General features: G+C 52.0%; 9 protein-coding genes and 1 pseudogene. 5 read left to right on the top strand and 5 right to left on the bottom strand.

Features of this window, described 5'->3' with window-relative positions; all coding sequences use genetic code 11:
• Positions 1–27: 27 nt before the first annotated feature.
• The 3 genes from BLIJ_RS04155 to dnaE form a co-directional block, all read right to left on the bottom strand.
• The gene (locus tag BLIJ_RS04155) at positions 28–1905 is read right to left on the bottom strand and encodes an oleate hydratase (RefSeq protein WP_012577195.1); all 1878 of its coding nucleotides are present in this window, start codon (positions 1903–1905) and stop codon (positions 28–30) included.
• Positions 1906–2110: 205 nt separating this feature from the next.
• On the bottom strand, positions 2111–2521 hold the full coding sequence (locus tag BLIJ_RS04150) for a DUF4186 domain-containing protein (RefSeq protein ID WP_041981785.1): 411 nt from the start codon (positions 2519–2521) through the stop codon (positions 2111–2113).
• A gap of 116 nt (positions 2522–2637) precedes the next feature.
• Positions 2638–6195 (bottom strand): DNA polymerase III subunit alpha, encoded by a 3558-nt coding sequence (gene dnaE, locus BLIJ_RS04145; RefSeq protein ID WP_012577193.1) that lies wholly within the window; start codon positions 6193–6195, stop codon positions 2638–2640.
• Positions 6196–6552: 357 nt separating this feature from the next.
• Between dnaE and BLIJ_RS14965 the strand changes: the two genes are divergently transcribed.
• From BLIJ_RS14965 to BLIJ_RS15360, 5 genes and pseudogenes are all read left to right on the top strand, one after another.
• On the top strand, positions 6553–7002 hold the full coding sequence (locus tag BLIJ_RS14965) for a transposase (protein ID WP_007054859.1): 450 nt from the start codon (positions 6553–6555) through the stop codon (positions 7000–7002).
• 30 nt (positions 7003–7032) lie between these two features.
• Entirely contained in the window at positions 7033–7467 is a 435-nt protein-coding gene (locus tag BLIJ_RS04135; protein ID WP_007057562.1) for a DUF6508 domain-containing protein, read from the top strand.
• A gap of 4 nt (positions 7468–7471) precedes the next feature.
• The gene (locus BLIJ_RS04130) at positions 7472–8779 is read left to right on the top strand and encodes a DUF262 domain-containing protein (protein ID WP_007054857.1); all 1308 of its coding nucleotides are present in this window, start codon (positions 7472–7474) and stop codon (positions 8777–8779) included.
• A complete protein-coding gene (locus BLIJ_RS04125) occupies positions 8776–10713 on the top strand; it encodes a DUF262 domain-containing protein (protein WP_012577191.1) in 1938 nt (645 codons plus the stop codon). Before BLIJ_RS04130 ends, BLIJ_RS04125 begins: the two co-directional genes overlap by 4 nt.
• 475 nt (positions 10714–11188) lie before the next feature.
• Positions 11189–11390: pseudogene (locus BLIJ_RS15360) on the top strand (IS30 family transposase); the annotation flags it as partial.
• 119 nt (positions 11391–11509) lie between these two features.
• Here the strand turns inward: BLIJ_RS15360 and BLIJ_RS04110 are convergent.
• Together BLIJ_RS04110 and BLIJ_RS04105 are read right to left on the bottom strand one after the other, a co-directional pair.
• Positions 11510–12808, bottom strand: coding sequence for a hypothetical protein (locus BLIJ_RS04110; protein ID WP_007057560.1), 1299 nt, complete (start codon positions 12806–12808; stop codon positions 11510–11512).
• 41 nt (positions 12809–12849) lie between these two features.
• Positions 12850–13278 carry an FtsZ/tubulin family protein gene (locus tag BLIJ_RS04105; protein WP_007054079.1) on the bottom strand — a complete coding sequence of 143 codons (429 nt, stop codon included), beginning with the start codon at positions 13276–13278 and terminating at the stop codon, positions 12850–12852.
• Between the last annotated feature and the right edge of the window lie 135 nt (positions 13279–13413).

The following is a 13413-nucleotide window of genomic DNA, read 5'->3' as shown; positions in this document are numbered from 1 at the left end:
CTCACCTTGAGGGGAGCCAGATAGATGTCAGATTACGTGGTATTCGCGTAGCAGGGTGGCAATATCGGTGCCGTCGAGTTTCTTGAGCACCTTCTTGACCACGGCCTTTTCAATGAAGTTGAGCTTCATATCGGTGACCGGTGCACCGTCACGCAATTTGACGGTGGCGTTGAGCAGGTTGCGCACGTCATAGACGCTGCCCCACACTTCAGGCACGCCGCGGTCCACGCCGAGCAACGTGTAGACAGCTTCCATACCGGTGCGCATCGAGTATTCGGTGGTGAAGATCGTGTCGCGCGGGGTCTCGGCGAACTGGCCAAGGAATGCGAAGTTCACAGCACCATCGGGCACCACGTCCGGGCGGTCGCCGGCCGCGCGCGGCATGAAGAACGCGGTGATGTACGGCATCATGACCGGCACGGTGTTGGCGTGGTGCTTTGCGAGCGCCTCGATCTTGTCGGTCGGCACGCCCATGTGGTAAAGCCACTCCTCGCAGATCTCTTCACCGGTGCATTCGGTCATCGGCTTCTTCACATAGTTGCCGGGCTTGTCCGGGAACAGGCCGTAGACCCATACGCACAACTGGTCCTTGGGCTGGTCGCGGAACTGCTGCTGGCGGTTCAGGGTCCAACTCATGAGCCAGTTGGAGTCCTGCACAGTGACGATGCCGCCGGTGACGACCTTGCCGGAGAACGGGTCGCGCTTGCAGATCTTCTGGATGTACGGCGGAATCTCGTCGTCCAGGGTGGTGACGGTGGCGCTCATCCACTTGGTGGCATTCGGATCGGAGCAGAACTTCTCCGGATGGCCAAAGCTCGGGTCCTGGTCGGCGATACGCTTCCACATATCCCAGCCGCCACCGGGCTTCAGGTCTGGGTTCCATGCGGCGGGCGAGTTCTGGGAACCCATGGTGGAGTTCTCCACGCAACCGCCGTTGGTGATGAACACCAGATCGTTCTCGGTCAGGTCGATGGAGGATTTATCACCCTCGTGATCCACGTCGATGCGCACGGCAAGCTTCTTGGTGGGCGTGCTGGCAGGGTTGCGCTTGAAGAAACCGGAGGTGGCCTGAATCTTCTGGATGGTGTCCTGGCCTACGCCGGTGTACTCACGCTTGGGACCGGCTCCCCCGCCAATCGCGAATTCCACGTTCTCGACCTTGGTGTTGTAGCGGAATTCGACGCCGTGCGATTCCAGATACTTGACCATCGGCAGAATCATCGACTCGTACTGGTTGTAGCGGGTGAAACGCAGCGCGGAAAAGTCCGGCAGGCCTCCGATGTGATGAATGTAGCGCTTGATGTACAGCTTCATTTCCAGCGCGGAGTGCCAGTTCTCGAAGGCGAACATGGTGCGCCAGTACAGCCAGAAGTTGGAGTTCAGCACCTCATCGTCGAAGAAATCGGTGATCGGCTTGTCATACAGGTCTTCGTCCGGGGTGAAGAACAGCTTCATGATTTCCATCGAAGCCTTGTCGGACAGGCCGAACTTGCCCTTGAGCCCCGCGTCCTTGCCGAGATTCTTGGTGGCGCGGCACAGCGAGTAGTTCGGGTCCTCCTTGTTGAGCCAGTAGTATTCGTCGAGTACGCTGACGCCCTCGGTTTCGATGGAGGGAATCGAGCGGAACAGATCCCACATGACCTCGAAATGATTGTCCATTTCGCGGCCGCCACGCATCACATAGCCGAGGCCGGGAATATCAAGACCGTCACAGGCGCCGCCGGGTACCGGGTCCTTCTCAAGGATGTGGATGTTCTCGCCAGGCATCTGACCATCACGCACCAGATAACAGGCTGCAGACAATGCCGCCAGTCCGGTACCGATGATGTATGCATGCTTGTTGTCCACGTCGGACGGCTTCTTCGGGCGTGCGAAAGCCTCATAATTGCCGCTGCTGTAGTACATATTCCGCCTCCTTGGGGTAGAGTTGACACTTCGTCAGCTCTTCTTGAATAGACATTATGTCGCATTATTGCCGAACGCGCCATAGGCAACGTTCGGCGTTCTGCCGTATTCGCCAATACCTTGCGTCTACGGTTTTCGAGGCCTGTGTTGGCTGTTGGCTCATAACTATTGAAGGTATACAGGCATACTGAGGATGCGGGGTGCTTCACCGAACCGGATGATTGATAAGGTCCCGCTCAATCCATGCCATGACCAAATCGGCAAGTCGGTTTACCTCCGCTTCGGTGAGTTCACGGCCTTTGGGCAGATGATGCCATTTTTCGATGCATCCGCGGCAGCATGTGGCGGTAGCATGCTGAGCGGTGAATACCGGATGGCCGCGCCATGGCGTCTGCCTGCCGTCGTTCTTCGGTTCGGCTGCGCCAATGCGGTCTCGCAACATTTCTCGCGCATGACGATCGATGGTCGCCTTGCCTTTGGTGCGGGCATAGGCTCGGTCTTTGTCGGTCAAATCGAATTTGGCGCGGAACTGCGAATGAGACAGCCGTTCCAGCATCGCGGCAATCCATTGTTGCTCGTCATCGTTGTTACCAGTATCCGCCATCTCCATGCCCATACGTTCCACAATAGTCGCGCACATCGTATGGTGGCACATGCCTTAGCCCCCTCTGATGAAGGAGCCCTCCCCCAGCAAAGCCAGGTGAGGGAGAGGCCAGGGGCGAAACCCGCCAATCAGGCGGCAGGCAAGCAGCTGGGGCCAAACAGAATCTTGATCTCAGCAAACAACGAAGTATCCCGCTTGACGCGGAAACGATCGCCAAACGTGAGCACCTGAGCGTTACCCTTCTCATCCAGCACCGCAAGATGTACTTCGCAGTAACCAGGATGATTAGCGAGCACCTGACCGAGTTGCATCATGCGTTGGCGCTCCAACGCCACCGGCGGCAGCGTGATGACCAACGGACGTTCATCCTCGGCCTCCAAGGTCGGAATCTGCATTTCCGTGGCTCTCAGAGAAACGGTTTCGTCGCGCAACTCCACTTGACCACGAATCTGTACGATGGCGTCCACGGCAAGTTCGGCGGCGGCCGCTTCATAGACCTTGCCGAAGAACATGCATTGGACGGAGCTTTCCATGTCTTCGATGGTCACGATGGCCCAGGGGTTGCCCTTCTTGGATACGCGCCGGTCCACATTGGTGACCAGACCGGCCAACGTGACCTGCTGTCCTTCACCCATCGTCCTGGCGCGATCGACCAAGTGCGCGATGGACATTTCACGCAAGGACGCGAGAATCGACTGCATACCGGAGAGCGGATGATCAGACACATACAGGCCCAACATTTCGCGTTCGAAGTTAAGCTTGGTCTTCTTGTCCCATTCCTCAAGATCGGGTACGGTCACGGAAGCGTCGCCCATGGCCTCCGCTCCCCCATCCTCGGCATCGGAGAACAAATCGAACTGGCCCTCCGCCTGTTTGCGCTTCAGACTCACCACCGAGTCGATGGCGGCCTCGTGCACGGTGAACAGCGCGCGACGGTTCGGGTCAATCGAGTCGAAGGCACCGGCCTTGATCAACGATTCGACCAATCGCCGGTTCAGCGCGGTCAAGGGCACACGGCGGATGAAGTCCATGAAGTTCACGAACTTGCCGCGCGGGCCTTCGCGTTCGGCGATGATATCGGCCACGGCCTTGTCACCCACGTTACGGATGGCACCAAGACCGAATCGGACGACGTCGCCGACTGCCGAGTACTCGTACACCGATTCGTTGACGTCCGGCGAGAGCACCTGGATGCCCATGCGGCGGGCCTCGCCCAAGTACAATGCGGTCTTGTCTTTGTTGGTGGCGGCACCTTGCAACAAGGCGGCCATGAACTCGACCGGGTAGTGCGTCTTCAGATATGCGGTCCAGTAGGAGATCAGACCGTATGCGGCGGAGTGCGCCTTGTTGAAAGCGTAGCCGGAGAACGGCACCAGAATATCCCACACGGCCTGGGATGCCTCTTCGGAATATCCGTGCTCCTTCATACCGGCGAAGAACGGCACCTTCTCCTTGGCCAGCACTTCGGGCTTCTTCTTACCCATGGCTCGACGCAGCACGTCTGCCTTGCCCAGCGAATACCCGGCGAGGATTCGGGCGGCGGATTGCACCTGCTCCTGGTAGATGATCAGGCCATAGGTCTCGTCAAGCACCTGCTTCAGAGGCTCCTCAAGCTCAGGGTGGATTGGCGTGATCTTCTGCAGGCCGTTTTTGCGCTTGGCATAGTTGGTGTGCGAATCCATACTCATCGGGCCCGGTCGGTACAGGGCGATAAGTGCGGAAATATCGTTGAAGTTATCGGGCTTCAGGGTTTTCAGCAGTGAACGCATGCCGTCGGAATCGAGCTGGAACACGCCGAGCGTGTCTCCTCGGGACATGAGTTTGTAGGTTTCGGCGTCATCGAGCGGAATCTTGGTGTAGTCGATGGCGGGTTTGCCGTTGGCCACGATGTTCTTCAGGGTGTCGTGGATGATCGTCAGATTGGACAGGCCAAGGAAGTCCATCTTGACCAGCCCCAACGTTTCGCACGTGTGGTATTCGAAGGTGGTGGTGATGGTGCCATCGGTGCGTTCCAGCAACGGCGAGGTGTCGGTGATGGGCGCGCTACCCATGATGGTGGCGCAGGCATGTACACCGGTCTGTCGGATCAGGCCTTCGATACCCTTGGCTTCTTCGGTGATGCGCTTGGCGTCCGGGTCGGAATCGTAGAGTTCTCGGAATTCCCTGGCCTCGGCGTAGCGTTTGGCTGTCGGGTCGAAGATGTCATGCAGGCTGATATCCTTGCCGCCGGTGGCCGCGGGAGGCAGCGCCTTGGTGACTTTTTCACCGACCGAGAACTCGTAGCCCATGATGCGGGCGGAGTCCTTCAAGGCCTGCTTGGTTTTGATGGTGCCATAGATCACGCACTGGGCGACCTTATCGGTGCCGTATTTTTCGCCGCAGTATTCGATGACTCGCGCACGACCTTCAGGGTCGAAGTCGACATCGATATCAGGAAGGCTCACTCGCTCAGGGTTCAGGAACCTCTCGAAAATCAGGCCATGCTTGAGCGGATCGAGCTCGGTAATGCCCATGGAATAGGCGACCATGGCGCCTGCGGCCGAGCCACGGCCCGGACCCACCATAATGCCGTGGTCCTTGGCCCACTGAATGTAGTCGGCGACCACGAGGAAGTATCCGCAGAACTGCATCTGGCAGATCACACCACATTCGTAGTCGGCCTGCTTCAATACGTCGAGCGGCGGGTTGCCGTCGTAACGCTTCTCCAGACCTTCCTCGACTTTTTTAAGGAACAGGGAGGTCTCATCCCAGCCTTCGGGGCAGGGGAATTTCGGCATGAACGCGCCGTCTTCGTGGTCGTCGAACATCACGTTGCAGCGTTCGGCGATGACGAGGGTGTTGTCGCAGGCGTCCGGATGGTCCTTGAACAGTTCGCGCATCTCTTCGGCGGTTTTGATGTAGTAGCCGGTGCCGTCGAATTTGAATCGGTCCGGATCGTCAAGACGGGAACCGGAGTTGATGCAGAGCATGGCGTCCTGTGCCTGGGCATCTTCGGCGTGTACGTAGTGGGAATCGTTAGTGGCCAGCAGTGGTGCGTTGAGTTTCTTGGCTATGGTCAGCAGGTCACCGGTCACCTGAGTTTCGATGGGCAGACCGTGATCCATGAGTTCGATGAAGAAGTTGTCTTTGCCGAAGATGTCCTGGAATTCGCCAGCGGCGCGCAGGGCCTCATCGAACTGACCGAGACGCAGACGGGTCTGGATGATGCCCGAGGGGCAGCCGGAGGATGCGATCACGCCTTTGGAATAGGTGGCGAGCACCTCCTTATCCATACGCGGATAACGCATGACGCGACCTTCGAGGTTGGCCACGGACGAAGCTTTGATGAGGTTGACCAGGCCTTCGTCGTTTTCAGCCCACATGGTCAAGTGGGTGATAAGACCACCACCGGAGACGTCGTCACGGCGCTGGGCTTCAGTGCCCCAATGCACGCGGGATTTGTCTTGACGTGCGGTTTCCGGGGTCACATAAGCTTCGATGCCGATGATGGGCTTGACGCCATTGGCCACGCAGTTGGTGTACATCTCGTAGGCGCCATGCATGTTGCCATGGTCGGTGATGCCGACCGCAGGCATGCCAAGTTCGGCCGCACGCTTGGCCAAATCAGGGATCTTCGACGCACCATCGAGCAGCGAATAGTGCGTGTGGTTATGCAGTTGCACAAAGTTGTTCCCGTAATCAGCCATGCGCTCCACCATACCGTGTGGTCTGGGCGGGAAATATTTATCGATACGTACTATAAGGCGCTATTGCTGTTTTTGTGGGTGGTGGTTCGTCGTTGAGCCGTTGAGGGAGTAAGTGAAGAGCGCTTTCCGGGTAGGATGTTTTCGACCAAGATAAACAAACAACCGCAAAGCGCCTGATGAACAGCATATTCAACCAGCTCCTCAACGTCAAAGGCGTGGTGGTCGAGACCGTGCGGATCGTCGATTCGCCCCTGCGCCCCGAGCCCGTGCTCGAGGTTCGTGTGCGCCCGCGCAGGGGCATGCTCCGATGCTCACCGCTGTGGCAGACGTCGTCATGGTTACGACCAAGGTGGCGGCGTGCGTCGTTGGCGTCATCGGGATTTCGGCTGCTGGCGGGTCGAACTGGTCGCCATGATGCCGCGCGTGGACTGTCCCGGGTGCGGGGTCGTGGTCGCGTCCGTGCCGTGGGCGGAACCGGGCAGCCGGTTCACGCGCGACTTCGAGTCCGAGTGCGCGTGGCTGATGAGCGACCAAGCCAAGACGGAATTGAACCATTGGGTGTTCTGGGCGTCCCACAACCGTATCCCCGAGATAGTCGAACTCGCGAGGAGGATCAGGAGACGGCGCCCGGACATCCTCAGGACCATCCAACTCGGCTACTCCAACGCCAGGCTCGAGGCGTCCGACAACCGCATCAAGGTCACCATCCGCATGGCCTACGGCTTCCACCACGTCACCAACCTCATAGCACTCGTCATGCTCCGTTGCGGCGGACTCGACGTCCGACTCCCACAACCCGCAATCTAACCCACGAAAACAGCAGAAGCCTCAAAAGTAATGAGTAAATATGATAGTCTGGTCAAGTATATATGTATCCTTGACGGAGATAGTTTTGGCTCTTGGGTTATTGACCGTGAAAACGATGGAACGCTCGAACATCCAATTCAGATGCCATATGTAAGCTACTCTGATATGGTGCATCATTTTATCGATGATATATATGATTTTATCGACCATAACAAGGACATGGAGCTGAACCGTTACGGTGACATTCTGAATCAGAATGGCCTTAAATGGGGAAGCAAGTCTATGAGCACCGCAGATGTATCGAATCTGGATGCACAGTGCATCATGGCATTGATCACCGGAGCTGTCCGGGCAGAACGATTCTGTGATGGTGCTTTGCTTGGATTTTTCAAAGATGGCAGTATCCGGAAATGGCTGGAGCGACTGAAAGAACTTGATAATGGCAGCGGAACCGAGGTGAGATAAAGGCATGGCTGAAATTAAGAGCGTAAATGAACTGTTGAGCATGAATCTGAATATTCCGGACTATCAAAGGCCGTACAAGTGGGATATTCAAAACATCGACGATTTATTCCTAGACATCACCAATGCAATTAGTGATGCGGACAGATACAGAACTGAGTTCAAATACCGTATCGGAACGATCATCCTGCACAGAACAAAGAATGACACCTACGATGTGGTGGATGGGCAGCAGAGAATCATTTCTCTGGTGCTTCTAAAGCAATGCCTTGAACCGGGATTTGAGTGTTCGATTCTCCAGATAGATTTCACCAACAAGGTGAGCCAGTTCAACATTCACAGGAACTATGCGTTTATCAGAGAGTGGTTCTCCCTAAAGAGCGAAGATGTAAAACGGGACTTTATCCATGCCTTTGAGCATATTTTAGAGGTCGTCGTTGTTTGCGTAGACAAAGTAACCGAAGCGTTCCAGCTTTTCGATTCACAAAATACAAGAGGTAAGGCATTAGACCCGCATGACCTTCTGAAAGCGTACCACCTCCGTGAAATGAAAAAGTATCCCTATGAAATGGAACACGCTGTTACAAAATGGGAAGCAAAGGATACTGAGAAGATCAAAGAGCTGTTTGATCTATATTTGTTTCCAATCTTGAATTGGAGCCGAGGCATTAAAAGCAAACCGTTCATAGCCAAGGAAATCGACACCTATAAAGGTATCGCAGAAAGCTCAACCTATTCTTACGCACGACGGGCAAGCCGAGCTATGCCGTATTTCCAGATTACCGAGCCATTTATTTCCGGCAACGACTTCTTTGAAATGGTCGAGCATTATATGTATCTGCTCCAGGATATTAAGTCGGAGATCTGCAACAATCCCCGTTTCAAGGAGATTAAGCTGGTTATCTGCGGCGGCAAGGATGTAGAAACACCGGAAGAAATGGACAAAGTAAAGTTCGGCTCTGCCGGTTTCGGATACACGAAGAATCTGTTTTATTGTGCGCTGCTTTGCTATTACGACAAGTTCCATAACTTCGATGAAATGGCAGTCAAGAAGCTATTTTCCTGGGCGTTTATGCTCCGTGTAGATATGAAGACCCTGGGGTTTGACAGCGTAAACAAGTACGCTATCGGTGACGAAAATTCCAGATATACAAACACAATCGGTATTTTCTCCAAGATCAGCTTTGCCCGGATGCACCACGAAATATCCGGATTGCAGATAAAGGTACGGAGAGGACCGGACAGCCCATCCAATAGGATAGACTTGTTGTATGACACGATCAAAGAAATCAATGGATATGGAGGTGCGGAATGAGCAAATTAGTAACTGAACTTCATATTATTGGTGAAAACGGCAATATGTTCGACACAGATATGGAGTACATAATCCCTCTATACCAGAGAGCCTATGCGTGGGAGGACAAGCAACTCACCCAGCTGATTGAGGATATTAACGATGTTGCGGAGGACTCCAATTACTACATTGGCTCCTTGATCGTTTCCAAGCAGTTCGGACGATATGAAGTAGTGGATGGCCAGCAGCGGCTTACCTCGCTGTATTTGCTGCTGAACTGCCTTGGAATCAAAACAAAGCCCACACTCACATTTGCGTGTAGAGAAAAATCGAACTATACCCTAAGAAACATTGAAGAACTACTGCTCGAAAACCGCAGCAAGATCGATATGGATCGGATTGAACCGGGAATCCAAAGGGGCATCAGGATACTATCTCACGAATTGACAAAGGATCATTTCGACAGGGAAAGCTTTATGGAAAAGCTGGCTAAAATTATCGTCTATCGGATTGAGGTTCCGGAGAATACCGATCTGAACCGCTATTATGAGATAATGAACACCAGAGGTGAGCAATTAGAGCAACACGACATTCTAAAGGCCACGCTTATGAGCTATTTGAGTGATGATTCTGAGAAGGGCTTGTTTGCAAAGATATGGGATGCTTGTAGCGATATGACCGGCTATGTGCAGATGCACTTCATCAGCAAGAACAATGCGGTAAGAGAGGCTATTTTCGGCTCCGAATGGAACAGTATGCCGCCTAACAGCTGGCAGAAATACAAAAAGGCTATAAGTGGAACGACACAGGAAACCACCGGACATAAAATCTGTGACCTGATCGAAAAGAACTTCAAGGTTGAAGATGATGAAGGCTATGTGGATGGTGATGTGCGTGTTCGCTTTGAAAGTGTTATTGAGTTTCCATACTTCCTGCTGCATACGCTGAAGGTCTATGTGAGTCTTTACGGTGTCACCCATGAAATAGCAACTTCAAAAATCGTGGATGAACTCTTGGATGATAAGAAGCTCCTTGATGCGTTCAACAGAGTTGTATCCTGCGGCATAACGGATACCGGCAGGATCGCAGACAGCAAAGAAGATTTTGCCAGAGGGTTTATTATTTGCCTGCTCAGAACCAGATACCTGTTCGATAAGTACATCATAAAGAGAGAGTACGCAAATGACAGCGCTGATGGCGAATGGAGCTTGAAGAGCCTGTATGTTTCCGGACAGCAATCGAAGAAGAAAGCATATTACGGGAACTCCGAGTTCACCCGTTCCGGCGAATGGACAAATGATTGGCGAACCAAGACCAATATTATGATGCAGTCCGCCTTGCGTGTTTCCTACACTTCCCCAAAGGTAATGCACTGGATTACCAAACTCTTGATATGGCTTTCGGAAGCTGATTGCAAGAATATCAAAAATGATGCCATTACAAAGTTTGATAAAGTTGCCGAAAACATCGCTATTGATGCAGTAAGGGAAAACTTCTTTCAGGTTTGTTCGAACGGCGTGTATGCGATGGGTGTCAATACTCCGCATATTGTCTTTAACTACCTGGATTACTTGCTGTGGAATGACGACCGGAACGGAAAGAAGAAGAAATACAGCGACTTTGTTTTTGAATTTAGAAATTCCGTAGAGCATTGGTATCCGCAGAATCCATCTGAGGGAACATTCGAGCAATGGAAGGATGGTGTTGACCAGTTTGGAAATCTCTGTATCATTCAGAGAAATGTGAACTCCAAATTTTCTAATATGTCTCCGGAAGCAAAGAAAAGTACATTTAAGGATATGATAGTCAAGGGGAGTATTAAACTTCGCATTATGAGTGAACTGACAGAAAAAAACGGCGACAAACCAGCCAGCCTTTACTGGAAGGAAAGGGCGTACAAGGCGCATGAAGAAGAAATGCTTGGCCATTTGAAAAAAGCTTGCAACATTGAGTAAGCAAAGAAGCCATAGCGACAACTCCAGGCGAGAGAGTGACAGCTATGGCTTTTCTTTACACTTCAGCGTTGAAATGCCAAACCTTGGCGGGTATTTCTCTGTTGTTGCCGCTGATCTTAATGTGGTCGGTATAGATGTTCAATTTCCAATGGTTGTACTCATTGGCGTTGTATCTTTTACATTCCTGAGTTAGATATGATTTCAGAACCTCCCACTTTACCATGAGGATGTTCCTACTCTTCAAGCGGAGCACAACAAGGGCTTTATCGGTTTCGCTCAGAACATGGGCTTGTTCTTCTGTAATATCAACCCAATAAAAACCTTGCGGATGCATCTTCGACTGAGGGGTGAAGAACGTGATGGTTTCGCCATTCTGTTTTCTCCCTCTAAACAAGATTTTGAGGCTTCTGCTGTTTTCCTGAGTTCTAAATAGAAGCGCAACACCTAAACCTCAACTCCCTATTGAACACATACACGGATCCGCCGCTACCTGCCCAAGAGGACCAGTCTCGACGGCCTGACGGACGCCGACCTGCAGGCCATCGTCCAGGAGATCAACGACACCCCCCATGAAGGTCCCGGACTGGGAAACACCCAACGAGGCTTGGTACCGCGAGCTCGGCAAGCTAATGTCGAGGACAAGCCACCCAAAGACGAGCATTGCACTTACAAATTGAATCCGGGCCAGCCACTCGCCAACAACGTATCGGTCCATTATATGTCAGCAACATTCTGAACTATCATGAACCATCAAGTACAACTAACTACTGAGAAAATCCAATCTTGCGAGAGGAAATTATGCGGCGGTGATGCTATTTCTGATCATCGTGCGCCATTGAACGCGGCTAATAGGAGAAACAGTCTGGAATTGTAAAGACCTCAGGATCGTAAGGGCCTCTCTGTCCAGGGTCAACAAACTACAAATTCTGCGATCCTGTATCATACAATCAAAGTTAATTCGTTCTAAACCATAATGATCGAACAATCTCTGTAACAAACCGCCCCACCGGCTAAGCATCTCTATCAGGTTGCTCGGCGACGCCATATTCCACACAGTCATATATCTTTTATCCGAATACAGAGGTATGCACTGTGAAGCTCTGACTATTTCCGCCTTCTTTATGCCCGTTTCTTTGGAGGCATCCGCTATATGCCAAACATATGCGTATGGCGGATCATGCAGGATACATCGGATTAGCTCCAACATATCATAAAGGCGTTTCTTGGACCCTTTATCGCATTCCAGAGCCGCGCTAGCGAACCCAGATCTTTCACCACCTTCACAATGTATAATCCGAAGCTCATGTCTTTCGGTATCCACTTTGGGCCAGCTCCGATTGGCTTTCATCAAAAGGTTTAGACCGTCAATAATCTCATTGATACAGAACTCAGACACATCCTTCGTCAAATCACTGAGCACTCGTATATGAATATCGCAATCCGTCTTCTCCGTGAATATATGATTCACCCAACGCGCGCCAGTTATCTTATACTCAGAGAAACGAAGCATACAATCATCTATATTTCTTCGTGCACTACTCAACTGAGCGAGCATCTTTAATTCATCTAATCCAATGCGGCAATGAGTGCTTCCACAACTAAATTGTATTGTCGATATCCCATATTTAGGAAATACATAACACAAGCGGTCAGACCAAGATTGAAAGCGAGCGAAAGTGCCAGGAGGCAATGACCTAGCACCAACGTCACCTCCAACTTCAAGAGGACAGCAGCCAACCCCTCTCCCATTCTCATCCTGCAGATCAAGACCATTACTCTCATTTAGATAGCTTTGAAACGCATAGCACAAAGACATCAAAATGGCGATGGCCGCACGGTCATAAGCAGATTGAAAATCAGCAGTCGCCTTTCCGTTCACATCGGCCTGCAACACGCAGCAATCAGCAACATATTCATTCGCGCTGTCAGAAGGACGAAGATTAAACTGACATAGGGCCACACCAAAATGCTCCATATATGTCAGGTGCTCAAAATACTTCTCTATTGCAACACCGATTTCGCCATAAAGCGTTCGCGCAAGCTCAATGGGAATTCTTTTACCTTCATCCCGGATTACGTTCATGGTCACGGACACGGCTAATCAACTCCTTCATTAGGCAATCAGCAGCTGCAGAATCAAACACTGTCCGAGCATCGACCGAATCCGATTACTGTGACCTCTCCGCCCGAATCAATTTGGCCATCGAACATCATGCCCCAAACAATCATGGCATCAGGTTGAACGCAGGCACGTATCTCATCCACAGCACGCGTTACTTTCTGGAGTTTTTCATGAGCCGAACAAGCGAAAGAGATGCAGACGGCGTTCATCATCTTCAACGAATCATTTGAGAATGATGCCATTGCGCGCTTCGCGGCCTCAACTATTCCATCCGTACCTTCTGCTTGGCCAGCGCCGGACCAAGCCAGATCGTTGCCGCCCATCGCCGCTTTGATATCGGACCAATCAACATGTATGTACGAAGAATTCATATCAGATATATCATCCAATACCCGAAAACCAGCGTTTAACTTTTTCGCCATCTGCAACTCTTGCTTGTCCATTTTGACTCCTTATCGAGAGCTATCAATACTCCTCACAATATGCACGACAAGCAATCAACAGTAGATATCTACCGGAATATTGAAGATGAACAAGCTACTAACGTTTAGCTGAAAACGAGTCAGTTACCGAGGCCC

The organism is Bifidobacterium longum subsp. infantis ATCC 15697 = JCM 1222 = DSM 20088 (assembly GCF_000269965.1).
Classification (GTDB): domain Bacteria; phylum Actinomycetota; class Actinomycetes; order Actinomycetales; family Bifidobacteriaceae; genus Bifidobacterium; species Bifidobacterium infantis.
The sequence above is the reverse complement of the archived record's forward strand: the minus strand, read 5'-3'. Positions and strand labels throughout refer to the sequence as shown.